Origin of the sequence: Virgibacillus salarius, from assembly GCF_039521925.1 — a bacterium.
Classification (GTDB): Bacteria; Bacillota; Bacilli; order Bacillales; family Amphibacillaceae; genus Virgibacillus; species Virgibacillus salarius.
The window spans coordinates 1-24,033 of record NZ_BAAACY010000131.1; the positions used below are offsets into that span (position 1 = coordinate 1).

Genomic DNA, 24,033 nt, shown 5'->3' on the forward strand with positions numbered 1-24,033 from the left:
AAGTAAAAAAAGTGATACGCCCTAAATTGGCGTACCACTTTTTTCAGTTACTGGGTTTTGTCCCAGCCCCAAAATCTTGTCGATTATCTTCACGTTCAGCAACTAACCATTTATTATTTCAACTAAAATTTTCGTTCCGTCGACTTGAACTACTTTTACTTTTGTATCTTTACTAATCCACTGACCATTTGACACAGCACTATAGTCCTTTTGTTCAATGCGAATCGTTCCTACCGGTCGTAAATCATTTAGTGTTACTCCCACTTTATTTAAAAGTTGTTCATAGCTTTGATTCATGGAATTATAGCCTGCTTCCTTCGTAAGCTGATCTGTTAAGGTTAATTTATTCCACATATCTCTTCTTTTAAATACCTTTAAGAAAAAGAATGAAGCTCCGCCACCTAGCAGTACACCAAGCACAGCATATAAACCAGAAGCTAAATTAGGCGCAGGCAACGCTACTGCTGTTAACATACAAGCTAATCCAATCGTAGCAAGTGTTCCATCATTTAATAATTTTCCATCAATAATGATAAGTAATAATCCTACAAAATAAATAATAAGCATAATAATGAACGAGCCTGTTTCAACATAGGCACCAAAATATACCGTAATAAAACCTATACCTAATAACGCAAAAATTCCACGCATATTAACAAGCACTTCGCCAATTAAAAACAAGGTAGCAAAACCAGTAATAATGATTCCAATCCATTCCAAATCAAAAACACTCAAAAAAACTCCCCCTCTCTCCTATAGTACGTATATACGTAAAACAGCAATGATTTGTTTCATAATAAGGAGTAGATCTGATGAATTTCCTAAAAAAAGCAGCCATTTGGTTTATTATTTTCTTGTTTCTTTCAAGCGTTTATAAGGATATTTCAAATGTACAGACAACACCGTTCCAAGAAAAAGAATCTGAAGTGTTACATACAGATTACCATGTCACACCGATAAAAGTCCAAACAGGGGATACTGTTCTAAGTATAGTTGAAGAAATAAATAAACATCAGTTAAATAGGTTGAATATTGAAAAAGTTTTAATTGATTTTCAAGTTATTAATCCAAAGACAGATCCATATCAACTTGAAATTGGGAATTTTTATTACTTTCCCATTTACGATTAAAACATAATAAAAGTCAAGGAGCCGAAATAACGCTTTTCTCTTCTAGAGAATCTCCTGTGCTTTTTTGCAAGTCTTTCCTGTCAATATTACGAATGCAACTAGTACGTTTTTCTGAATAAGCGACAATAACTCACCCTTGCTTGCGTTTCGAACAATTTACTCCAATCTCCTACTATAAAATACAGCGGATAAGAAGAGCTATATTCTAAATAAAGATGGGCTGCCGAGATACTTTCTCGACAGCCTGAAAGGGCTGAGATAGCCCTTTGTCTACACAAACGGTAATACAAAAAGGGTAATTAAGATAGAGATTGCCCCACCTGCAATGGCAATATTCCCTAATGTATCCGCTCCACGACTTCTCGACATGAACCCGAGAATGATACCGGCAGCGCCAAAAATTACCGGCCAAATAAAGAACGAAATAACGGATAATGCGATCCCAACCCAACCGAATGTTGAATTTATATCCGTATCATTATCTGTAACATCTGGATCGTAATCATCTGCAGTCATTTCTGCAGCAAATTCTTCGTCTCTAGAACTGTCAGGTTCAATTCCAACGAAATCTTCATTTTTTCTCTGCTCACCATAATTCGGAGCTCTTTCTACATCCTTCATTCCATTATTTGGATACTGATCCATAGTCCGAGACCTCCTTTTTCTAAATAATGAGGTGCATCTTTAGGATATGGAATTTCACATAAATTAATGGTGTTATTTAATGGAAGGGAGAATTTATGGGAGACAAGTTGATTTTTTTATTTTTGCGCATACAGTAAAAGAGTATATAAAAAGGGGAGTATTTTTAAAATGTCCAATTTTATAAAAGAAATGATTCGTAGGAAGTTAGCACAATTAACAGCTCCGGAATTACTTCATTATAGTAATCAATATGGTTTTTCATTATCAAATAATGAAGCTCAGCAAATTATTACGTATTTGAAGAAAAATAATGTAGATCCATTTTCTTCACATGGAAGAGAAAAGATGCTTCGAGATCTAGCTCTTATTACGGATCAAGCAACTGCAAAAAAAGCCCAAAAGTTATTTAATGAATTAATTAAATCTTACGGGCTCGGTCATTTATTTGAGTAAGGAATAATACTTTCGTACTATTCCTTACTCTTTTACTTTTTCTGCAAACACGCTAATGGCTTCATTTATAACAACAACTTCAAGATTGGAGGAGCTTGTCTTTTAATCCTTCATCAAATTTACCCGCTCTTATCATGTCAATTTCAAATTTGTATGGTGCTTTCTTATTCTTTTTATCTTCACCCACATATGGAGTCTCTAAAATTTTTGGTAATTGTTCTAATTGGGGGTGTTTAATGACATGCAACAATGCATCGAAACCGATATGTCCGAAGCCAATGTTTTCATGACGGTCTTTATGAGCTCCTACTGGATTTTTACTGTCATTTACATGTACTACCTTTATTCGGTCAATTCCAATAATCTTATCAAACTCGTTTAGAACACCATCAAAATCATGAACAACATCGTAACCACCATCATGAATATGACATGTATCCATGCATATTGAAAGCTTCTCATTATGGGTAACACCATCAATTATTTTGGCTAATTCATCAAATGTTCTCCCAACTTCCGAACCTTTTCCTGCCATAGTTTCCAAAGCTATTTGTACCTCTTGATTGTTGTTAAGTACTTCGTTCAACCCTTTAATGATTTGTTTAATTCCCACCTCTGCACCTGCACCAACATGTGCACCTGGATGTAATACTATCTGTTTGGCTCCTAACGCTTCTGTTCGCTCCATTTCATTCCTAAGGAAATTCACGCCTAAATCAAACGTTTCATTCTTGACAGAATTTCCAATATTGATGATGTATGGAGCATGTACTACAATATCTTTCATACCATGATGATCCATATGGTCTTTACCCGCAGCAATATTTAATTCCTCAATTGGTTTCCTTCGCGTATTTTGAGGAGCACCGGTATAAATCATAAACGTATTAGCACCATAGGAGGCAGCTTCTTCAGAAGAGCCTAATAACATTTTCTTACCACTCATCGATACGTGTGATCCTATTTTCAACATCCCTTACACCTCTTTACAAAATCCTACTTTTTATATTTCTTCTTAGTCAATTGTTTTTTAATGGTTTCTTGTTGCTTTTTCATTTTTTTCTTATAGCCCGGTTTGACTTTCTTCGACTTTTTAACTCTTCTCCATGCTTGCTTATCTACTTCCGTTGAACTTTTGGTTCGTAACGAACGTTGATTCCAAGACTTCGCTTCATGCCATTCACCATCTCGAACATCCATGTACGTAAAGGGTAGGCCCTTCTGTTCTAATTTATCGATAAGTTTGAGATCTTCTTCTGTATAAATACTGATTGCAGTTCCTTCCAATCCTGCTCTTGCTGTTCTTCCAACCCGATGAACATAAAATTCTTCTTCTTTAGGTAGCTGTGCATTGATAACATGACTAACTCCTTTTATGTCAATCCCTCTTGAAGCCAGATCCGTAGCGACAATATACTGATATCTTAGATTTTGAATTTCCTTTAATACACGCTTTCTCTCCCTTGGAGGTAGACCACCATGAATAAGCCCGACAGCCAAGCCTTTTTCTTGTAGTGCCGCAGCTAAGTCATTTGCTTTTTCTTTTCCATTCGTAAATATAATTGCCAAATACGGATGGATGGTTTTAGAAATTTCATGGATAATCGATGCTTCGTCCCGATGCTTCAAATAAATTAATCGATGCTCCATGGTTTCTGGGGAAAAATCATCCTCAATTTTCACATACACTGGATTATCCAAATACTTTTTGAAAAAATGCTGTAATCGTTGAGGAATAGTCGCAGAAAAGACCAGTAACTGGATCCTTGGATGGCATCGGATTAATAGCTGGTCTACTTCATGAATAAATCCTAAATCAAGCATCAGATCTGCTTCATCAATAACAAAGGATGTTGCTGAATAGATGGAAAGAGCCTCTTCTTTTACCAGATCAAGAATTCGGCCAGGTGTCCCGACTACAATATGAGGTGGTTCTTTCAATTTTTCCATCATTTTTTGCTTATCCGTACCACCTACAAGCAGCTTAGCTGTCCATACATTTTCCTTCTCTGCATAATGAATTATCTTCCTTACTTCTTCATAAAGCTGTGTAGCCAATTCTCTAGTAGGCGCAGTAATTACCATCTGCACCTCCTTTTTCTCTTCCTGCAACCCATTTAGTAATGGAAGTAAAAAAGCGTGCGACTTTCCTGAGCCAGTACGCGATTGTCCAACCACACTATTTCCTTGAAGCACTTTAGGAATAACCTGTTGTTGAATTTCCGTAGGGACTTTAAACTTTAATTTATTAATAACCTGTTCCATAATTGGACTAAATTTAAATTCTTGAAATTGTTTGCTCATTTCTAACGTACTCCTTTAACCATTCCAAATTTAGATAAACTGAAATGGGTCTGTATTCGTGTTGGATAGAATAATATTAACGTCATGCAGTTTTTCCTCTAGGTACGCTTTTACAGATTGCTTCATGACTTTTTCCATATAATGTCCTGGATCAATCACTGCTAAGCCCATTTGCCATGCATCCTGCGCAGTATGAAAAGTCATATCACCAGTGATATAAACATCAGCTCCTTTTTTCTTGGCTTGATGAATGTATTTTTCACCACTACCTCCAAGCACTGCCACTGTCTTTACTGGTTTTGATAAATCTCCAGTTACTCGGAGCTGAGATACCTCTAATTTTACTTTTATCATCTTACAAAATTCCTCTAACGTCATCGTACGATCTAATTCCCCAATACGACCAATACCAATCCTGTCACCCTCATTTTCTAATGGAAAAATATCATAGGCTACTTCTTCATAAGGATGTGCCTTTTCCATTTCTTTTAAAACAGCTGACAATATCCCTTCTGGAACAATCGTTTCTAGTTTTACTTCGTCAACATATTCTAGTTTCCCTTTTGTACCAATGAATGGATTTGTTCCGTCTAAAGGCTTGAACGTTCCTTGTCCTTGTGTTTTAAATGTACAGTGGCTATACTCGCCGATATGTCCAGCACCAGCTTCTGAAATAGCTTCTCTAACTTGTTCTTCATGTGTATTGGGTACATAAATAGCGAGTTTAAGTAATTTTTTGGCTTTTTCATCAAGTAGTACCCTACGCGATTGTAAATCAAGCACACTGCATAACGTATCATTAACTCCACCGCTGGCAACGTCTAAATTTGTATGTGCAGCGTAAACGGTAATATCATATTTAATTAGTTTTTGTAAGATACGTCCAGAAGGGGAATCGTAGTTAACTTGTTTTAACGGCTTAAATAATAAAGGATGATGCGCAATAATTAAATTGACATCCTTTTCTATCGCTTCATCTACAACGCGCTCTAGCACGTCTAATGTTATCATTATTTTTTTTACTGGTTTATTCGCAGATCCTATCTGTAGGCCAACATTATCCCACTCATAAGCTAAAGACTTAGGTGCTAGATCTTCTATTATTTTAAAAACATCATTCATCATGATCTGTTGTTTCATTAGTGACCTCCTCCATCCAGTCTTTTTCTTTTTCAAACAAACTAATTTTTTTACGATTATTACTATCTTTAGCTAACTTCATTTGTTTAATAATCCGTTCTAGCTTATTTGCCTCAAACCTCCATTTTCGATAAAATGCTTCCGGTTTCTTCTGCAAAAGAATTGGTCCAAATAAAAGCTGCTTTGTATCCAGTTTATCATGTATCGAAGTATCATTCGATGATCGGGTAGCAGATATAATTTCATAGAAATGATCATTTTCCTCGATTAAATCCTCATCGGCTATACCATAACCATTGTTTATTAGCCATTCTCTAACTGAGCGTGCATCCACATTTGGTTGTGCAATGATTTGCTCAGTATATTCAAGTTTTGCTTTTCCTTCATTTAAAATAGTTGTTATTAATGTTCCACCCATCCCAGCTATTACAATCTGCTTTGCTTCTTTTGCTTCTAATACTTCCAAGCCATTGCCTAGACGTACATCCACCCTATCACCAAGTTCAAAGTGTCTAACCGTATCTTTCGCACTTTGAAAGGGGCCTTCGTTTACCTCGCCAGCTATTGCTTTGGCTGTTTTATCTTTTTGACATACAAAGCACGGTAAATAAGCGTGATCTGAACCGATATCTGCAAAGTATGCACGCTTTGGAAGAAACGAGGCTACTCGTTTTAATCGTTTCGATATATTAAACTGCGTCATCGTATCGCCACTTTCATTCGTTTTATCGGTTAAAAAGAAAAGCTTTCTGTTTAACAGCAGAAAGCTTCGCTTTTTACGTATATCATTGTTTTTCTATTACTTTTTCTCAGCCAGCCACTTTGCTAAAACCTCTGCTTCAGCATCTGTAGCCATTCCAGGAGGCATTTGTCCCTGACCATTTTTTATCACATTTTGTATTTCCTCTTGTGACAATTCACTTCCAACTTTAGTCAGATCAGGCCCCATTCCACCTGATAAATCGGCACCGTGACAGCTAGCACAGTTTGTTTCAAAAATAGCTTCAGGATCATCAGTAGTTTCGCCCTCTTGTGCCTCTTCAGCTTGTTCTCCGCCGCCTTCTTCGGCTTGTTGAATGTCTTTACGTTGATCTAATCCAATAAATGCAATAACTATTACGGCAAGTATCCCGACAAGAGCAATTAGTGCATATGGGATAACCGGGTTTCTTTTCATTGCGTTTCCTCCTTATGTAATCCCCATAATTCTTATTCGCTGTAAAAGACTATATTTATTTTACTTGAAAAAGCGATTTCTTTAAAGAGTTTAGGTGTGAAAATTTTATAAAACTATATAAATACATGTAAATACTAGAGCTAAAATACCAGTAATAAGTAAATAATTTATCTTTTTATAGAAACCTATTACAACCCAAAACAGGAAATTTATAAAAACGATAATTATCAATCCGAAATCATGCAGGTAAGCTTTACTAACTAAAACAGATATAAATAATGCTATCAAGAGACTATTCATTAAGGCTAAATGATACTTTAACGTCCATTTAGGTTTCAAGTAAACGTACATCCAAATAGAATAACCCAAAAAAAGAATTAACATACTCAGTTGCAAAATAATTTGAAATTGCGTAAAATAAATAACAAGCAATGAAAACGGTATCATCATCGACAGAAGTAATGTTTGAATGGTATCGATAAATCGATTTTGGCCTATAACTGAAGGCTCTATTTGCTCGTCACCATTTGAATATAGTGCTAACAGAAAGTCGCAATAAACGACTGGCAGCATTTTATGCTGCTTCCAATAATGAATTTCATCCATAATAATTTGTTTTCGTTCTTCCAAAATCGGTCACTCCGATATCGACATCACTATATTAGTCTTGTAGTACTTGAATAGGAAAAGTCATTGGACAACATTGTTGTCCAATGACAAAACATTTATTAATCAAGAAAGTCCTTTAATCGTTTGCTTCTACTCGGATGTCTTAACTTACGAAGTGCCTTAGCTTCTATTTGACGAATTCTTTCCCGTGTCACACCAAACACTTTTCCAACTTCTTCTAAGGTTCTTGTTCGCCCATCATCTAGACCGAAGCGCAAACGTAGCACATTTTCTTCACGATCTGTCAGTGTATCTAAAACATCCTCTAATTGTTCCTTTAAAAGTTCATATGCAGCATGATCTGAAGGAGAGACAGCCTCTTGGTCTTCAATGAAATCCCCTAAATGGGAATCATCTTCTTCACCTATAGGTGTTTCCAACGAAACAGGCTCTTGCGCGATTTTTAATATATCACGTACCTTGTCAGGAGAAAGCTCCATTTCTTCTCCAATTTCTTCTGGTGTGGGCTCTCTACCTAAATCTTGAAGCAATTGTCTTTGTACGCGAATCAATTTATTAATTGTCTCTACCATATGAACTGGTATTCGAATTGTTCTTGCTTGATCCGCAATTGCACGAGTTATTGCTTGACGAATCCACCAAGTAGCATACGTACTAAATTTAAAACCTTTTCGGTAATCAAATTTTTCGACTGCTTTAATTAATCCCATGTTACCTTCTTGGATTAGATCGAGAAATAGCATTCCTCTTCCTACATACCGTTTCGCAATACTTACGACTAGTCGAAGGTTTGCTTCAGCAAGTCTTCGCTTAGCCTCCTCATCACCTTTCTCAATACGAGTAGCAAGATCGATTTCTTCTGCTGCAGATAATAAATCAACTCGACCTATTTCTTTAAGGTACATACGAACAGGGTCATTTATTTTGATACCAAGCGGGACACTTAGATCATTTAAATTAAATTCTTCTTCTTTTGCAATTTGTTGCATATTAGGATCTTCTTCCGATTCTCCAATTACCTCGACACCTTGTTCTCCTAGGTACTCATAAAATTCATCCATTTGGTCTGATTCTATAACAAAATTAGATAGACGATCAGCTATCTCTTCGTAAGCAAGTACACCGCGCTTTTTACCCATTTCTAACAGCTGATCTTTAGCTTGTTCTAATGTTAGTTCAGGTTCATTTTCTTTTGTTTGTGAAGGCTTGTTATCGGCCATGAGTCCCCCTCCTTCCAGACTACGTAAATTCAATTCATATTTTTTGACTGCTTATTTATTTCAATAATCTGCATTGCTATTTGTGCAGCTTTTATTGGATCCTGTTGTTGTTCTGCTCGCTTTTGTTGATCTTTAAGCGTTTTTATCGCATCCATATCACTTTTTTTTGTTTGTATTATTCGAATGTAATCATTTATTTCCTTATCACTAATATCATCCTGTAACGGGATCATAGCTATTTCAGTAATCTCTTGCTGAAGCTTTGGTTCAGTGATTTTCTCTAAAAACAAGCTAACATCTGGGTCATTTCCTTCTTCGTAAAAAGCATATAAATAAGTAGCGATAATCTTATGGGAATCTATATTAAAGCCTGCTCCTATTTCTGTTTGAACCTTATCAGTTATGACGACATCTTGGAGCATATATGATAGAAGATGTCTTTCTGCATTATGGAAAGCTGGTAATAATTTGGATTTCCGAACATTCCATTCTCTACTACTAGTAGTATATCTGTTCTTCTGACGATTATCCTTATTTGACCCAAACTTTTCTCGGTAGCCTGAAATTTCATTTGACAGGGTATCCATCGATATATTATATTCATTACTTAACTCTTTTAGATAATATTCCCGTTCAATTGAGCTATCAATCATAGCAAGTTGTTTTAATACTTCTTCTATATAATGAAGTCGATCTCCTTCATTATTCATATTATAATCTTTCATTAAATACCGCATATAAAAGCTTATAAAGGTATCACTTGCTTTAATAACCTCATTTTCAAATTTTTCTCCACCATACTTCTCAATAAAATTGTCAGGGTCCATATTATGTTGTAGATGTGCTATTTTTACTTCACAACCGACATCGCGTAATAAAACGGCTGCTTTATAAGCAGCATCTAACCCTGCACGATCCCCATCATAACAAATAACAACTGTATCTACATAGCGGTTCAAAAGTTTTGCTTGATACTCCGTCAATGCTGTACCAAGTGTAGCTATTACATTTTTGATACCCGCCTGATATGCAGCAATTATGTCCATTTGCCCTTCAAATAAAATGGCTGCATTTTTTTTTCGAATATGCTTTTTGGCTAAGTCAAAATTATAAAGAATCTTCCCTTTATGAAATAATTCACTTTCAGGGCTATTCATATACTTAGGCTTCTGATCTCCAAGAGCTCGACCACCAAAAGCAACCGTCTTCCCTAAATGATTCCGGATTGGAAAAATAACTCTTCCTCTAAAACGGTCACTTACTTGATTGTCATCCTGTTGGGTAATTAAACCAGCTTTGACCAGTAACTGCTGATGATATCCTTTTTTATGAAGGAATTCAGCTGTAAAATTCTTTACATTAGGAGCAAATCCAAGTTGAAATTCATCAATAGCCTCATCATTGACACCCCGATTCTTTAAATAGCTATAGCCTTCCTTACCATCTTTTGTAAATCGCAACAAATGATGATAAAGCTTAGTTAACCATTCGTGTGCAGATAGTATATCTTGGGTCTCTTGTGACAAAGTGCTTACTGATTTGTTTGTTTCTGGTAATTGAATTCCACTTCTATCCGCCAAAAATTGTAATGCTTCATAAAATGAATAGTTTTCCATTTCCATTAGAAATGTTATCACATTGCCACCTTTTCCACATCCAAAACAGTGGAAAATTTGCTTTTCCTGTGTAACAGAAAAGGAAGGTGTTTTCTCTCCATGAAACGGACAAAGACCAAAATAGTTTCTACCTTGTTTTTTTAATTGAATATATTCCCCGATAATGTCTACAATATCATTTGCTTTACGAATTTCTTCAATTACATGTTCAGGAATTTGATTGGACATAAAATCACCATGCTAAGTTAATATTCGTCTTTCATTAAAAAAATCCTTCATTTTTCGACAATATTTTTTTGAAATACCGAAAAAAATTCCTTCTTTTTATAAAAATAATCTGTGAAGGATATCTAAAAGCTGATTTACTTCATTTATATAAAAAGCAGGTCACAAAAATTCAAAAAGCAAAGACATTCATTCAATAACACAAGCTCACAGTATACATACTTCTACATTTGTCACTTAAATTCCTTCTTAAAATGTAAGGTTTATTAAATAACAATGATAGAAATATATCTTCTGTATGCTATATCATTACACAAAGAGACATTATAATATACTTTCACAAAAAATGCTATCAAATCGTCTCTAGTTTTATATTATTCCCAGTAGTTTTTCTTCCTAACCGTGAAAAAACATTCTACATATTCATATAGAATGTTTTTCTATTCGATTAGATTGGCCACTTACTAGTTTTGAATAATCTGCATGATACTATTAGCCGTTTCTTCTACGGCCTTGTTAGAAACATCAATTACATTACATCCAATCTTATTAACCACTTTATCAAAATAGTCTAATTCTTTATAAATCCGTTCCATATTTGCGTAAGTAGCTTGATCGCCAAGGCCTAATGCCTTTAATCTTTCTTTCCGGATTTCATTAAGTTTCTCAGGACTAATACGCAAACCAATACACTTAGCAGGATCGACATCAAACAACTCTTCAGGCGGATCCACCTCAGGAACAATGGGAACATTAGCCACTTTCAAGCGTTTGTGGGCTAGAAATTGAGAAAGTGGCGTTTTCGATGTCCGAGAAACACCGATTAGTATGATATCTGCACGTGATATTCCCCTGGTGTCACGACCATCATCATATTTCACAGCAAATTCAATGGCTTCTACACGTTTAAAGTAGTCTTCATCTAATTTATGGACTAATCCAGCTTCAAACCGGGGTGTTCGTTCAAATACTCTTTCCATTGCTTTTAACATCGGTCCCATAATATCGATTGCTTCTAAATTTAGTTGCTTTGATCGTTCATTTACATAGTTTCTTAGAATTGGATCGACAAGGGTGAAGCCAATTAGCCCATTATTTTCTTTAGCAATTTGAAGTACTTCATCAATTGTATCCTTATCTTCCACATATGGAATCCGTTGTATCTTATAATCCCCATTATTAAACTGACTTAAACCTGCTTTAATAACTAACTCAGCTGTTTCACCAACCGAATCAGATAGAACATAGACAATAGGCTGCATGCTCATTCATCTACTCCTTCCCACAAACGTAGCTAAATATGTTCATCTGTAATTAATTCTACGAAAGCCTTCGTAATAGTCGTCTTTGTTATTCTTCCTACCACCTCTAAACCGGAAGCCGTATCCTTTACAACCGGAATACCATCTATTTGCTTATTAATCAAATTTTGGGCTACATCTAAAAGTAAATCTTCTTTTCTGCACACCGTAATGTTTGGCATTCTTGTCATAATTATATGAACCGGTACGGCGTTTAAATCCTGTTTGCCAATACTTGCACGTAATAAATCTTTTCGCGATAATACTCCCGTTAAGCAAGCTTTATCATCAACTACAAAGAGTGTTCCAACATCCTCTAGAAACATAGTAGATATGGCATCGTATACCGATACACTTTCTTTCACAACAATCGGAACATGTTGATACTCATATACTTTAAATTTTTTAATTTGTTCCGTAAGTAGTTCACTTCCGGTCTTTCCTGTGAAAAAGTACCCAACACGAGGACGCGCATCAAGAAATCCTGCCATGGTCAAAATGGCCAAGTCTGGGCGTAGCGTTGCTCTAGTTAAATTTAATCGTTCAGCTATATTTTCACCCGTTATTGGACCATTCTCCTTGACAATTTCAATAATTTCTTCCTGCCTACTCGATAATTCCATCCCTTCACCACCTAAAAACCATGTGACTTATACTATTTCTTCATATTATAGACTAAAAATAGAGAAAAGAGAATTGTCTCGCACGCGTTTATGGATTAAAAGCTTTGTTTCCATTCTACTTTAGTTAAGTCCGCATATTTCTGTATAAGTGAAGCGATACTTGCTAATAGTGCTAAGCGATTATTACGAATCCTTTCATTATCATCCATTACCATATTATGATCAAAGAAATTGTGAATTGGTTCTGCTAGTTGACCTAATAACAATAAATCCCGTTCTGCATCACGTTCTGATTGTTGGTAAGACTGCTCTATCGAGCAAAATTCTTTATACAATGCCTTTTCCGATTCCGTATCAAATAAATTTGTATCTATATGATTAGAATTAGCTTTTTGAGCTAAGTTTAATACGCGTACAAGTGCTTCTTGAATCGTCTTAAACGAAGCGTCTAACCTTTTATTTGATAAGTTATGTGCCTTTGCTAATGCATACGTATACACACCTATTTCTTTGTGAAGTATCGCTTGAATTATATCTTGTTCAATAGATTCTTCTTTAAATAAATATGCTGCTCGATTCGTCAAGAAATCATGAAGGTTACTAAATGCTTTATCCTTATCCAATATTTGTATGTGTGATTGTTCCATCACTTCCAGTGCAAGATTTATTAATGTTTCCATAGGAATATTCCACTTATTAGCTTCTATAATACGTAAAATGCCCGTTGCTTGACGACGTAAGCCATATGGATCCTGTGAACCAGAAGGAATTAGTCCAACACCAATACAACCAGCCACCGTATCTAATTTATCGGCAATGCTAATAATCGAACCCTCTATAGTATTCGGTAATTCACCATTTGCCTGCTTAGGTAAGTAGTGTTCACGCACCGCTTGTGCTACAGTCCTAGTTTCACCAAAATATTGAGCGTACTTTTCACCAATTACCCCTTGTAATTCTGTAAACTCATTTACCATATTTGTTGAAAGGTCAAATTTACAGATCGATGCAGCTCGCAGAATATTTTCCTTTTCTTCTATGTGCAGTAGATCTGAAATATGGTTTGCTATTACGACAACACGTTTCACTTTGTCTGTAATTGTTCCTAGTTTTTCCTGAAAGACAACTCGATTTAATTTTTCATTATAAAAATCTATAGAATGCTTTAAATCCTCATTATAGAAGAACTCGGCATCGGACAAACGAGCACGTAGTACCTTCTCATTTCCTTTTATTACGGTATTTAATGCATCGTCATTTCCATTTCTAATCCCGACAAAGTAAGGAAGTAGCTCACCTGTATTTGATTTTACTGGAAAATAACGCTGATGCTCTTTCATGGAAGTAATTAATACTTCTTCTGGGAGTTTCAAAAATTGTTTTTCATAAGCGCCCAGAAAAGCTTGTGGGTATTCAACTAAATTACGCACCTCATCAAGTAATTGTTTATCCACCGGTATTTGAATACTATGACTTTTCTCTAACGTATGAATCCCCTCTAAAATTAAATCTTCACGCCGTTTTGGATTAACAATTACAAATTGATCCAATAACGTATCCTCATAGTTCAAAGGATTATTCAAATCAATTTTATCACCAAGAAACCGATGCCCGTAAGTTGTTTTACCACTTTTCACACCAGCAACCTCAAAAGGGATCACCGTGCCGCCAAGTAAAGCCACAAGCCAACGAATGGGACGCGCATATCTCATAGATTGTGTACCCCAACGCATGTTTTTCCCGAATGTAATGGATTCAACAATTTTGTGAAATTCAGGTAATAGTGTAATGGTTTGCTTACCTTCAATATGCTTTTCTACAAAAATATAGTTTGTACCGTTAATTTCTTTACTATAAATGTCGTCTACAGTTTTCCCCTGACCTTTTGTAAAGCCAATTGCAGCTTTTGACCAATTACCGTCTGCAGCTTTTGCAATCTTTTCAGCTGGTCCTTTTACTTCCTCTTCTATTGTTGTTTGCTCTTCCGCTATGCCTTTAATTAGTACAGCAAGACGTCTAGGAGTAGAATAGGAAACAACACTTTCAAATGTAATGCGTAATTCTTGTAGCCAGGATTCGGTTTTTTCTTTAAGCTGTAACTCTGCATCGTCAACAAACCGAGCCGGAAGTTCCTCCACACCTATTTCGAATAAAGCATTTTTTGCCATTTACTGTTCCTCCTTTTTCAGCATAGGAAAACCAAGTCTTTCTCTTTCTTCTACATATGCTTTTGCAATATTTCTAGCTAGATTACGGATTCTACCTATATAGCCAGTTCGCTCTGTTACAGAGATAACACCTTTTGCATCCAATAAATTAAATGTATGCGAGCATTTTAATACATAATCATATGCTGGAAAAACTAAGCCTTTTTCCATTGTCTCCTTTGCTTCCTTTTCATACTTAGTAAATAGATCAAATAACATTTCCGTATTAGATGCCTCAAAAGTATATTTAGAATGCTCATATTCTGGTTGATAAAAGATATCCCTTACAGTAACACCAGATGTCCATTCTAAATCGAACACATTTTCTTCATCTTGAATATAGGATGCTAACCGCTCTATACCATAGGTAAGCTCAACAGCCACTGGGTTTGCTTCTAAACCACCGATCTGTTGAAAATAAGTGAATTGAGTAATTTCCATGCCATCTAACCAAACTTCCCAACCCAATCCAGCTGCTCCAAGTGTTGGATTCTCCCAATTATCCTCCACGAAACGAATATCATGTTCTAGAGGATTAATTCCTAGTTTCTTTAAAGATTCAAGATATAGCTCTTGAACATTGTTTGGAGAAGGCTTCATGATTACTTGAAATTGATGATGCTGATAAAGTCGATTTGGGTTATCCCCATAACGACCGTCCGCAGGTCTTCTTGACGGTTCTACATAAGCAACATTCCATGGTTCAGGACCGAGACTACGCAGCAGTGTCATTGGCGACATGGTACCTGCACCTTTTTCAACATCATAAGCTTGCATAATAATACAGTTTTGTTCAGACCAATGCTTTTGTAATGTTAATATCATTTCCTGAATATTCATCTTCACATATCCTCCATCTTGATATTAGTTAAGTAAAAGACAAAATCCCCGTCCCTATGTCTTTTTTATTAGACATAGGGACGGGGATAGGCCGCGGTTCCACCCTATTTGCTCATCACGAAAATGAGCCACTTTATTATAATCGCTCAGAAGCGCCCTTCCAATTTGCTTTATGATCCAGCTTTCACTATTCTGGATTCGCTTTACATAAATACAAAAAGTACTCCTCTTCATCACAGCAATACTTATTATAATTTATGTACAAATAATACGCTACATTACTGGTTCATGTCAACTTATTTTAATAAATCAATCTGCTTCAAAAATTTCTTTGATTTGATATAATACCCTCCATAATAATCATAATATGCATCTAATAGTTGGCGCAATAATTGTTGATTTTCCTTTTTTACAGAAATATTTCCAACTCGCTGTAAATTAACCGTTGCGAATATACGTAATAGCTTTGCTAACAATTCCGATAATTGAATTGCCTCGCGGTCCATACTTCTACAATGGTGACATAATATCCCGCCCTCCGCAATCGAAAATACAAAAGGTGGTGTGTTACCACCACAATTACTGCAACGATCTAATGTAGGCGCAAAACCACCTTTACCGTAAAGCTTTAATTCATACATCATTGTTGGTATATTTACATCATCATTCTTTTCTATCCATTTCATTGTCTCAAAAAGCTGTTCAAAGATAAATGTATCAGGATCCTTGTCGTCTGATAATTTGTCTGTTAATTCCACAATATACGCAGCATATGCTGTTTTTATAATATCCTCACGTATCGATCGAAAAGAGTGTATGATTTCTCCTTGTTGAATCGTGCTCAACCCAGTTTGAATATAAACAAAAAACTCCGCATAAATGAATGGCTGCGTAACTGCAGCCATTCTACTTTTGGTTTTCTTTGCACCTCTCGCAATTGCAGAAAACTTCCCTATCTTTTTACTATATATCGTAACTATTTTATGTGTTTCCCCATAATCCTGTGTTTTTAAAACAAGTCCTTTTATTTTTTCCAACACGTAGCTTCACCTTTCTTACCTAACAAAGGGAATAGCTTGACCCTACGATTTTCTTCATAAAATTACTTTATAAATTGGTATCTAATGGAGTAACCGTTTGTTCATCATGCTGAGCTCGATCATCTGGATACTGTTCATTTTCCATCTCTTTCATTAATAAATAGGTTTCAATGTTTCCCGTTTGACTGAATACTTTCCACGTAAATTCGATCACAAGAAACCCCACCTTTCTTTAATGTTTGAAAATGTAACTTATTAATTAGAATGACCACTAAACTCAAAACAATTAGTATAAAAATTTACCATGTTTAATATTCATCACTTCGAAAACCGTATTCATGAAGCTGACTTTGTTTGTTTCGCCAATCTTTTTTAACCTTTACCCACAGCTCTAAATACACCTTAGATCCTAATAACGCTTCTATATCTTGTCGAGCCGATTTTCCGATATTTTTTAACATATTCCCTTGCTTGCCAATTAATATACCCTTTTGTGTCTTTCTTTCAGTCACAATTGTAGCCTGTATAAATATGGAGTCAGAATCTCTTTTCTCTATATTTTCTAACATAACGGCGATGGAATGTGGAACCTCTTCTCTGGTCAATTGTAATACTTTCTCTCTAATTAATTCGCCAATGATAAACCGTTCAGGATGATCTGTAACTTGATCTTCTGGATAATACTGTGGACCTTCAGGTAAATGCTCTTTCAATACGTTTAGCATATGATCAACATTGTTTCCTTGCAATGCTGAGATCGGAATAATTTCAGAAAAATCAAGCTTCTCCTTATATTGATCAATTAAAGGAAACAGGTCATCTGGATGAACAAGATCAATCTTATTTATGATCAAATATACTGGCCTTTTTATTTTCTGTAAACGATCTAGGATGTATTGATCACCTTTTCCATAGCCTTCACTCGCATTAATCATAAATAAGACAGCATCCACTTCATTTAACGTATTCTCTGCCGTTTGAACCATAAAATCTCCTAATCGATGTTTTGGTTTATGAATACCTGGTGTATCAATAAATATCATTTGTGCGTCTTGTTGTGTTAAAACTCCTTGGATCTTGTTTCTAGTAGTTTGTGGTTTATCACTCATAATGGCGATTTTTTGGCCTATTACCCTATTCATAAATGTGGATTTCCCTACATTTGGTCTACCAATAATTGCTATAAATCCAGATTTAAATTTATTCTCCATGCTGTTGCCTCCGCGACGTATTCAATATGTTTTATTCATATCATACTACAAATTGGCTCTAGTTTCATGTAATCGACAAAAGCTTTAAAAACTTTTGGTTGTTCTATATAATCCTGCATATCTCCAGACAAAATTTTTACCTTAACAGAAACGGAAGTCTGGATGAGCTATGAGAATGGAAACAAATAAAAAAAAGAGAGCCACGCGACTCTCTAAAATAATACTAATTTTGGTGCAAAAATAATCAATCCTATTCCTGCAGCTGTAATAGCAGAAATAAGAACGGCACCAGCAGCCATATCCTTTATTTGCTTAGCAATTGGATGGATATCGGGTTTCAGATAATCCATCATACTTTCCATTGCACTATTTATCAATTCAGCAGTTAACACCAAGCCTATAGCTAAAAGTATGAACATCCATTCGAACGAAGAAAGCCGACAAATAAAGCCTGCTACTATAACAAGAGATGCAGAAACGAGATGCAGTCGAAAATTGCGTTCATGCTTAATAACATGCATTATTCCGTTCCAGGCATAAGAGAAGCCTATCGATTTCTTATTATCTTTCAATTCCAAACTCACCTAGTATGAGATCTTGTTTGGCAAACATGTTTTTTTCATCCTGTTTAGTCATATGATCATAGCCTAACAGGTGAAGAAAGCCATGAACGGACAAGAAGCCTAATTCTCTTTCAAGGGAATGGTTATACTCATCAGCTTGCTCTCTTGCTTTGTCGATCGAAATAACAATATCACCAAGTAATAACGGAAGGTCCTCATCGATAATATCTATTTCGCCTTCTCCAGCCTCCTGCATGGCAAAAGATATTACATCTGTTGGTACATTTTTTTGCCGGTAATTACGATTTATTTCTTGAATTTCTTTATTACTTACAAAATTAATGGAAAGCTCCGCTTCTTGACTAACGCCTTCTTTTTTAGCTGCGTAGGTAATTAACCGCTGTATCATATCAATATAATCACTTGGAACAGAATTTGTCTGATCATGAAAATCAATATACATCTATTTTGCCTCCTTTACCGGATATTGAATACGAGAGTGAAAAATTCCTTTCAAGGTATTGCACGTTATACGTTGGATTGTATGAAGTTCCTTTAACGTAAGTGGACATTCATCAAGCTGACCATCTGTCATTTTATTATTTATTATAGACGCTACTATTTCTTCTATTTTTTCTTCTGTTGGCTCTTTTAATGAGCGAACTGCTGCTTCTACTGAATCACAAATACTAATAATTGCAGCTTCTTTTGTCTGTGGTTTTGGACCTGGATAACGAAACTGCTCTTCTGTTACCTGCTTCCCTGCATCTTTTGCTTTATAATAAAAGTATGTTAACAGGGATGTACCGTGATGTTGTTTCGCTATATCTATAATCTCCTTTGGTAAACGATGTTGTTTTAACATCTGTGCACCATCGTATGGATGACTAATGATGATCTCCGCGCTCTCCTCCGGTGCGATAACATCATGAGGATTTTTTATTGCCAATTGATTTTCAATAAAATAATGCGGGCGTACTGTCTTCCCAAGATCATGATAATATGCTCCAACTCTAGCTAGTAACCCATTAGCGCCAATTGCCTCGCACGCTGTTTCACTTAGATTAGCAACCATGATGGAATGATGATATGTTCCCGGTGCTTCCGTTAAAAGCTTCTTCAAAAGCGGATGATTGGGACTTGAAAGCTGTAATAGCTTTATGTCTGATAATATTCCCAATGATGTCTCAAAAAATGGTAATAAGCCCATCGTAAGAACTGCCGATAAAAAGGCAGATGCCGCAGCAAAAGACGATTGAATAAATATATCTGTTAAGACATATTTTTCAAATGATAGAAATATAAATAGTACTACAATCATTATATTTACAATACCCATCCCAATACCAGCTTTTAATATAGCTAGACGATCCTTGACATTCATAAGAAAAAAAACTGCTGCTAATTGAGATAGAAAGAAATATATACCAGCCTCTACATTTAAGGATCCAGGTATTTGGCTATTAAAAATAACACTACCTAATATCGCATACAATCCACTAAAAACAATGGCAGTACGTTCATGAATCAATTGTTTGAGTAGTAATGAACCTGTTGCAATTGGCATTACATAAAACAGCTGGTTCACTTGCGTCGTAAACATGCTAACAATTTTCATTAAAGCGATGACGATTACACTTATTAATAGTATCGAGATGATTTTACCTCGATCTAAACGATAGTTTTTCGCAACCCAATTCATTTCATGTACGACAATCGTACAAAGTAACAAAATTAATAACGCCAATCCAATGCCAGGGAATAAATTCCTCTCTTTATCAAGCACACCAACAAGTTTTAACTTCTCATATATTTCATTTGTTATAATTTGTTCCTCTCGAACAATAATTTCCCCTGCCCTAATAACTACTGGCTCTACGCTACTTGCCGCTTCCTTTCTAGCAGTAGATGTTTTATCTACATCAAAGAATGAGTTCTCAACAACAGCGAACTCACTTAATTTTGTTAAAACGTCTTTAAGATCCGCGTCTAACTCCGTATACTTTATATTCTGTTTTATGGATGTGATCGCGCTTTGCGTATTCTCCGTCCGAACTCCGTTATTCATTACCTTTGTTAATGACTCAACAAATAACTTTCTTCCCTTATTACGTTCTTCCTTAGGAATTTCTACTAATTGAGAAAGCGAATTATCACTTACTCGCTCTGTAATTTCAGGAGATAATATCTGTTTCAAGCGTTGAACTTTCTCCTGATTCGACAGTGGCTGCTTATGACTATCATCTTTACTATCTTCCTTTTTTGATTCTTCCTCAATCTTAGAAATTGCATCAAATATCTCATTTGTATAAGCAATGCGCTCTTTCGTAATTTCTTGATTAATATTATATCTATCTTCTACCGCTTGAACAGTCTCTCTTGTTTTACGTTCTGTCTCTTGTTCATTTTCAATAGTTACGGGTGAACGAATTGTTTCTTTAGCTCTACTAAATCTTTCAATATCATATGTTTCTGTATGTACGTTTTTAATCGTTAACGCAAAAATAAATAAACCTAATAAAATAGCTGCTATTATAATCATGAACCATTTATTGTATCGTATAATTAACCAGTTATCATCGAACTTAAAACGATTCTTAAACAAGTGCTTCCCCCTCCTTTAACTAGGAAAATACAGAAATAAGACCCAGTAAAGGGGTCTTACCTATCCAATCATTTACTTATCTTTTTCGTACGCATTGATAATTCGCTGAACTAATGGGTGTCTTACTACATCTGTCTGTTCTAAATATACAAACCCTATTCCTTTTACACCATTTAGCAGCTTACTAGCTGTAAATAATCCAGATTGAACACCTTTGGGCAAGTCAATTTGTGTAATATCTCCAGTGATTACCATTTTTGAACCAAATCCTAAGCGGGTTAAAAACATTTTCATTTGTTCAGGCGTCGTATTTTGAGCCTCGTCTAAAATAACAAAAGCATCATCCAATGTTCTTCCCCTCATATAGGCTAATGGAGCTATTTCAATAGTCTCGCGCTCAATCAGTCTAATTGTATGCTCAGCCCCCAATACATCATGCAAGGCATCATATAAAGGTCTTAAATATGGATCTACCTTCTCTTTTAAATCACCTGGTAAGAAGCCTAAGCTCTCTCCTGCTTCAACAGCAGGTCTAGTAAGAATAATCTTTTTCACCAATCCATTTTTTAAAGCATGAACTGCCATAACTACTGCTAAATAGGTTTTTCCTGTCCCTGCTGGCCCAATGCCGAAAACAAGATCATTTGCTTTAATGGCTGAAATGTAACTTCTCTGTCCCAAAGTTTTCACGCGAATAGCCTTGCCCTTCGCATTTTTAGTAATCTCATCTTCAAAGAGCGTTTCGAATTGATTCAACTTCCCTTTTTGTGCTAGATCTACAGCATAGACTACATCTCTTTCGGCTATTTTTAAGCCTTTACGTATAACCGATAACATGGTTAATAAAATGTCTTGAGCAAGGGAAACAGATTGTTGATCTCCAGAAACAAGAACCTGCTCTCCCCTTGTTACGATAGAAATATTAAGAAGTTCCTCCAACTGAATAAGAAATTTATCGTTAGTGCCAAATAATCCTAAAGCTTCATTTGGACTTGTTAGTTGTAAATCAATTTCTGTAAGGTTTTCTGGCATACTTAATCTCCTTGACGTAAAGGTTGTGTTTCGACAATATTCTCTTCTACACTCATATATAAGTTTAGTTTAACTTTACCACGCTCTACAGATTCATGCAAAACTTTTTCTGACAGTATTTGTGCCTCTGGTCCCAACTGTAATCTTAACTCTTCTTTAGCTTGTTTAATCCCTGTTTTAATGGCTTGGTTTTTCGTCCTTTCCTCTTTTTTATACGTTTTTTCGCTGATTAAAGTTTCAATCATTTTAACAGGTAACTCCCATTTTAAAAAACGAATCGGATTTTCTGTTATTTCACGTTGATCATACGTGTATTCAGGTGTTTTAAAACCCCAGATTGGTAATTGAAAGTTGCCAAAACCTAAATAAAACTTCTTCTCTTTATTTCCAGTAAGCTGCTCTGAACTTGCGTTTAATGGAACTGTCACTTTTACTTCATACCAAGTAGTTGCTGTGATTTCTCCATCAGCTGCGACATAATCGACCTTTTTCTCTTCCTTCTTTGCATCATCCTCTTCTGTACTTTTGTCACTCATCTTCCCAGAAACAAGAATATCCCCCGGATGGACATAGTCATTCACCTGCACTTTTGGTACACCACTTGACACATACATTTTCTTTATAATTCCTTTTTTCGAAGCAACTAGATTTCGAGGACCTGGGTTTTCTTCTTCTTTCACTACTACTTTTTCGACACCTTCTAAGAAAAAGGTTGTCCCTTTTTGGTTTATACCTACCCATAATAACTCAGGTACGTCATCTAATAATTGTTGTTGTATTTCTTTTGGCGAATCCAATGAAAATATCCACGTACCAGCATGTATTCCATATTGTTCTAATTGCTTACTGATCTTTTCCTCAATATCTTTTGGAACACCAGTTATCTTAACCTCCCAGAGAATATTGGAGAGAAATAGAATAAGTAACACACTACATATAAATCCTAGTAATAATTCTTTTTTACGTAAGAAACGTCGAATGAAGAATGGGTAACCTTTTCTATTCGTAAATCTAATTTTATAAACTGTTCTGCTTCTTAATTGTTTTACTTGTTTAATATCGCTTAACTTTATATTGCCCTCACATACATCACTTTCAGTCTTTCTTACATTCCAGACACGTATTCCAGAACTTGTACATTGTTGAAAGAAAAGTTCAGGCCTTTTACCAATAACTGAGATGGTAACATAACCAGTTACTACGGATTCTTGTATATGCTTCATGTCCTCCTCCTTTAATGATCTGAAATGAATTTAATATCTCGAATAGTTCCTTCTAGCAATATTTCCTCGGGTAGCATCATTTTTAGTACGAATGATGATCCCGTAATTTGAATATATCCTTTGTTTGCCTTTAATTTAAGTTCCGTATCAGAATATGTTGCCAATCCTTTATGGTTCTCAATGTATACATGTAGTTGACCAATAACTGTAATCCTAGGTAGTTCAAGTACTACATCTGAAGGAAGTGCAAAATATTTTGTTAACCACGGTAGGATACCTTGATGCCATTTCTTCACAATGCAGCCCCCTCTCTCATACATATTTATGAAAATAATCATTAGTTAAGAACAACTACATCATAAAATCCTCCGTTTATATCAGGTTGTCATGATAAAAGATCGCAACACACTAGAAAAACTGAGCAAAATTCGCTCAGTCCGTATCACTAAATGCTCAGATTTACGCTTCCTTTAGTAGCTATTATGGAATAATAGCTGCTGCTTGACCACCACTCCGGCTGCCCACTTCCCTTTCCGTGGGCGGCCTTCGCTATTATCAGGCTCTACAACGTTAACATGAAGTAACACAGCTGCTTTTATACTCACGGATAGCGATTTTCACTTTACCCATTGTAACAAAAGTCAACCTATTACTTATGACAAGAATTGTTGCACCTTCTCATAGCGGAGACGAATTACGTAGACTCCTGCGGGAATAGCGCGAGCCGAAAATCCACTTTGCAACGTGTTCTTCTTTGCAAAGTTAGTTGAGGCCGTGCCCCATAGCCGTCAAGTTAAGCAGGATATTTTAAAAACCATAAAGTTATTCGTTATTCTGACATTATAAAT

General features: G+C 35.6%; 26 protein-coding genes and 1 other annotated feature. Of the genes, 2 read left to right on the forward strand and 24 right to left on the reverse strand.

The features are described 5' to 3' along the window. Positions 1-102: 102 nt before the first annotated feature. A complete protein-coding gene (locus ABDZ84_RS16330; protein WP_026681163.1) occupies positions 103-735 on the reverse strand; it encodes an NfeD family protein in 633 nt (210 codons plus the stop codon). Between the two features lie 77 nt (positions 736-812). Between ABDZ84_RS16330 and ABDZ84_RS16335 the strand changes: the two genes are divergently transcribed. Continuing rightward, the gene (locus ABDZ84_RS16335; RefSeq protein ID WP_034678965.1) at positions 813-1,130 is read left to right on the forward strand and encodes a hypothetical protein; all 318 of its coding nucleotides are present in this window, start codon (positions 813-815) and stop codon (positions 1,128-1,130) included. Between the two features lie 270 nt (positions 1,131-1,400). Here ABDZ84_RS16335 and ABDZ84_RS16340 read toward each other — a convergent pair whose 3' ends face one another. Then, positions 1,401-1,775, reverse strand: a complete 375-nt coding sequence (locus ABDZ84_RS16340) for a hypothetical protein (protein ID WP_026681164.1) — start codon at positions 1,773-1,775, stop codon at positions 1,401-1,403. 168 nt (positions 1,776-1,943) lie between these two features. Between ABDZ84_RS16340 and ABDZ84_RS16345 the strand changes: the two genes are divergently transcribed. Beyond that, positions 1,944-2,228 carry a DUF2624 domain-containing protein gene (locus ABDZ84_RS16345; RefSeq protein ID WP_026681165.1) on the forward strand — a complete coding sequence of 95 codons (285 nt, stop codon included), beginning with the start codon at positions 1,944-1,946 and terminating at the stop codon, positions 2,226-2,228. Positions 2,229-2,307: 79 nt separating this feature from the next. On the opposite strand, the gene ABDZ84_RS16350 is transcribed toward ABDZ84_RS16345, so the two are convergent. The 22 genes from ABDZ84_RS16350 to ABDZ84_RS16455 all read right to left on the reverse strand — a co-directional run bounded on the left by ABDZ84_RS16350 (position 2,308) and on the right by ABDZ84_RS16455 (position 23,790). Next, positions 2,308-3,201 (reverse strand): deoxyribonuclease IV, encoded by an 894-nt coding sequence (locus ABDZ84_RS16350; RefSeq protein WP_026681166.1) that lies wholly within the window; start codon positions 3,199-3,201, stop codon positions 2,308-2,310. A 23-nt stretch (positions 3,202-3,224) separates the two neighbouring features. Then, complete coding sequence (locus tag ABDZ84_RS16355; RefSeq protein ID WP_026681167.1) at positions 3,225-4,532, reverse strand: DEAD/DEAH box helicase; 1,308 nt, start codon at positions 4,530-4,532, stop codon at positions 3,225-3,227. A gap of 30 nt (positions 4,533-4,562) precedes the next feature. Further along, positions 4,563-5,672 carry a Nif3-like dinuclear metal center hexameric protein gene (locus tag ABDZ84_RS16360; RefSeq protein ID WP_026681168.1) on the reverse strand — a complete coding sequence of 370 codons (1,110 nt, stop codon included), beginning with the start codon at positions 5,670-5,672 and terminating at the stop codon, positions 4,563-4,565. Continuing rightward, a complete protein-coding gene (locus tag ABDZ84_RS16365; protein WP_026681169.1) occupies positions 5,647-6,375 on the reverse strand; it encodes a tRNA (adenine(22)-N(1))-methyltransferase in 729 nt (242 codons plus the stop codon). The genes ABDZ84_RS16360 and ABDZ84_RS16365 overlap by 26 nt, the downstream gene beginning before the upstream one ends. Positions 6,376-6,471: 96 nt before the next feature. After that, positions 6,472-6,849 (reverse strand): cytochrome c550, encoded by a 378-nt coding sequence (gene cccA, locus ABDZ84_RS16370; protein WP_026681170.1) that lies wholly within the window; start codon positions 6,847-6,849, stop codon positions 6,472-6,474. Between the two features lie 105 nt (positions 6,850-6,954). Then, a complete protein-coding gene (locus tag ABDZ84_RS16375) occupies positions 6,955-7,479 on the reverse strand; it encodes a hypothetical protein (RefSeq protein ID WP_026681171.1) in 525 nt (174 codons plus the stop codon). A gap of 98 nt (positions 7,480-7,577) precedes the next feature. Then, positions 7,578-8,699, reverse strand: a complete 1,122-nt coding sequence (rpoD, locus tag ABDZ84_RS16380; RefSeq protein WP_121605269.1) for an RNA polymerase sigma factor RpoD — start codon at positions 8,697-8,699, stop codon at positions 7,578-7,580. A 29-nt stretch (positions 8,700-8,728) separates the two neighbouring features. After that, positions 8,729-10,543 carry a DNA primase gene (dnaG, locus tag ABDZ84_RS16385; protein ID WP_343782270.1) on the reverse strand — a complete coding sequence of 605 codons (1,815 nt, stop codon included), beginning with the start codon at positions 10,541-10,543 and terminating at the stop codon, positions 8,729-8,731. A 461-nt stretch (positions 10,544-11,004) separates the two neighbouring features. After that, entirely contained in the window at positions 11,005-11,808 is an 804-nt protein-coding gene (locus tag ABDZ84_RS16390) for a pyruvate, water dikinase regulatory protein (RefSeq protein ID WP_026681173.1), read from the reverse strand. A 26-nt stretch (positions 11,809-11,834) separates the two neighbouring features. Next, the gene (gene ccpN / locus ABDZ84_RS16395; RefSeq protein ID WP_026681174.1) at positions 11,835-12,464 is read right to left on the reverse strand and encodes a transcriptional regulator CcpN; all 630 of its coding nucleotides are present in this window, start codon (positions 12,462-12,464) and stop codon (positions 11,835-11,837) included. Positions 12,465-12,559: 95 nt separating this feature from the next. Continuing rightward, the gene (glyS, locus tag ABDZ84_RS16400) at positions 12,560-14,632 is read right to left on the reverse strand and encodes a glycine--tRNA ligase subunit beta (RefSeq protein WP_121605270.1); all 2,073 of its coding nucleotides are present in this window, start codon (positions 14,630-14,632) and stop codon (positions 12,560-12,562) included. Beyond that, positions 14,633-15,511: a glycine--tRNA ligase subunit alpha gene (glyQ, locus tag ABDZ84_RS16405; protein ID WP_026681176.1), complete on the reverse strand. Its 879-nt coding sequence runs from the start codon at positions 15,509-15,511 to the stop codon at positions 14,633-14,635. A 73-nt stretch (positions 15,512-15,584) separates the two neighbouring features. Next, positions 15,585-15,757, reverse strand: a binding site (T-box leader). A 50-nt stretch (positions 15,758-15,807) separates the two neighbouring features. After that, on the reverse strand, positions 15,808-16,551 hold the full coding sequence (gene recO / locus ABDZ84_RS16410; RefSeq protein ID WP_026681177.1) for a DNA repair protein RecO: 744 nt from the start codon (positions 16,549-16,551) through the stop codon (positions 15,808-15,810). A 67-nt stretch (positions 16,552-16,618) separates the two neighbouring features. Then, complete coding sequence (locus tag ABDZ84_RS16415; protein WP_080668672.1) at positions 16,619-16,765, reverse strand: YqzL family protein; 147 nt, start codon at positions 16,763-16,765, stop codon at positions 16,619-16,621. 94 nt (positions 16,766-16,859) lie between these two features. Further along, a complete protein-coding gene (gene era / locus ABDZ84_RS16420) occupies positions 16,860-17,762 on the reverse strand; it encodes a GTPase Era (protein WP_026681178.1) in 903 nt (300 codons plus the stop codon). A 212-nt stretch (positions 17,763-17,974) separates the two neighbouring features. Beyond that, a complete protein-coding gene (locus ABDZ84_RS16425; protein WP_051388312.1) occupies positions 17,975-18,334 on the reverse strand; it encodes a diacylglycerol kinase family protein in 360 nt (119 codons plus the stop codon). Further along, entirely contained in the window at positions 18,324-18,788 is a 465-nt protein-coding gene (gene ybeY / locus ABDZ84_RS16430; protein ID WP_026681180.1) for an rRNA maturation RNase YbeY, read from the reverse strand. The genes ABDZ84_RS16425 and ybeY overlap by 11 nt, the downstream gene beginning before the upstream one ends. Then, positions 18,789-20,930 (reverse strand): HD family phosphohydrolase, encoded by a 2,142-nt coding sequence (locus tag ABDZ84_RS16435; protein WP_343782276.1) that lies wholly within the window; start codon positions 20,928-20,930, stop codon positions 18,789-18,791. 72 nt (positions 20,931-21,002) lie between these two features. Further along, the gene (locus tag ABDZ84_RS16440) at positions 21,003-21,962 is read right to left on the reverse strand and encodes a PhoH family protein (RefSeq protein ID WP_026681182.1); all 960 of its coding nucleotides are present in this window, start codon (positions 21,960-21,962) and stop codon (positions 21,003-21,005) included. Between the two features lie 2 nt (positions 21,963-21,964). Further along, positions 21,965-23,185, reverse strand: a complete 1,221-nt coding sequence (yqfD, locus tag ABDZ84_RS16445) for a sporulation protein YqfD (protein WP_121605271.1) — start codon at positions 23,183-23,185, stop codon at positions 21,965-21,967. Between the two features lie 11 nt (positions 23,186-23,196). Next, complete coding sequence (gene yqfC / locus ABDZ84_RS16450) at positions 23,197-23,481, reverse strand: sporulation protein YqfC (protein ID WP_026681184.1); 285 nt, start codon at positions 23,479-23,481, stop codon at positions 23,197-23,199. A 174-nt stretch (positions 23,482-23,655) separates the two neighbouring features. Then, the gene (locus tag ABDZ84_RS16455) at positions 23,656-23,790 is read right to left on the reverse strand and encodes a hypothetical protein (RefSeq protein ID WP_343782279.1); all 135 of its coding nucleotides are present in this window, start codon (positions 23,788-23,790) and stop codon (positions 23,656-23,658) included. Positions 23,791-24,033: the final 243 nt, after the last annotated feature.

What these genes read in the sequence shown, in the direction of transcription:
- ABDZ84_RS16335 (WP_034678965.1), top strand. Translation starts at nt 813, where the DNA reads ATGAATTTCCTAAAAAAAGCAGCCATTTGGTTTATTATTTTCTTGTTT.
- ABDZ84_RS16340 (WP_026681164.1), bottom strand. Translation starts at nt 1,775, where the DNA reads ATGGATCAGTATCCAAATAATGGAATGAAGGATGTAGAAAGAGCTCCG.
- ABDZ84_RS16345 (WP_026681165.1), top strand. Translation starts at nt 1,944, where the DNA reads ATGTCCAATTTTATAAAAGAAATGATTCGTAGGAAGTTAGCACAATTA.
- ABDZ84_RS16350 (WP_026681166.1), bottom strand. Translation starts at nt 3,201, where the DNA reads ATGTTGAAAATAGGATCACACGTATCGATGAGTGGTAAGAAAATGTTA.
- ABDZ84_RS16355 (WP_026681167.1), bottom strand. Translation starts at nt 4,532, where the DNA reads ATGAGCAAACAATTTCAAGAATTTAAATTTAGTCCAATTATGGAACAG.
- ABDZ84_RS16360 (WP_026681168.1), bottom strand. Translation starts at nt 5,672, where the DNA reads ATGAAACAACAGATCATGATGAATGATGTTTTTAAAATAATAGAAGAT.
- ABDZ84_RS16365 (WP_026681169.1), bottom strand. Translation starts at nt 6,375, where the DNA reads ATGACGCAGTTTAATATATCGAAACGATTAAAACGAGTAGCCTCGTTT.
- cccA (WP_026681170.1), bottom strand. Translation starts at nt 6,849, where the DNA reads ATGAAAAGAAACCCGGTTATCCCATATGCACTAATTGCTCTTGTCGGG.
- rpoD (WP_121605269.1), bottom strand. Translation starts at nt 8,699, where the DNA reads ATGGCCGATAACAAGCCTTCACAAACAAAAGAAAATGAACCTGAACTA.
- dnaG (WP_343782270.1), bottom strand. Translation starts at nt 10,543, where the DNA reads ATGTCCAATCAAATTCCTGAACATGTAATTGAAGAAATTCGTAAAGCA.
- ABDZ84_RS16390 (WP_026681173.1), bottom strand. Translation starts at nt 11,808, where the DNA reads ATGAGCATGCAGCCTATTGTCTATGTTCTATCTGATTCGGTTGGTGAA.
- ccpN (WP_026681174.1), bottom strand. Translation starts at nt 12,464, where the DNA reads ATGGAATTATCGAGTAGGCAGGAAGAAATTATTGAAATTGTCAAGGAG.
- glyS (WP_121605270.1), bottom strand. Translation starts at nt 14,632, where the DNA reads ATGGCAAAAAATGCTTTATTCGAAATAGGTGTGGAGGAACTTCCGGCT.
- glyQ (WP_026681176.1), bottom strand. Translation starts at nt 15,511, where the DNA reads ATGAATATTCAGGAAATGATATTAACATTACAAAAGCATTGGTCTGAA.
- era (WP_026681178.1), bottom strand. Translation starts at nt 17,762, where the DNA reads ATGGAGAATAAATTTAAATCTGGATTTATAGCAATTATTGGTAGACCA.
- ybeY (WP_026681180.1), bottom strand. Translation starts at nt 18,788, where the DNA reads ATGTATATTGATTTTCATGATCAGACAAATTCTGTTCCAAGTGATTAT.
- ABDZ84_RS16440 (WP_026681182.1), bottom strand. Translation starts at nt 21,962, where the DNA reads ATGCCAGAAAACCTTACAGAAATTGATTTACAACTAACAAGTCCAAAT.
- yqfD (WP_121605271.1), bottom strand. Translation starts at nt 23,185, where the DNA reads ATGAAGCATATACAAGAATCCGTAGTAACTGGTTATGTTACCATCTCA.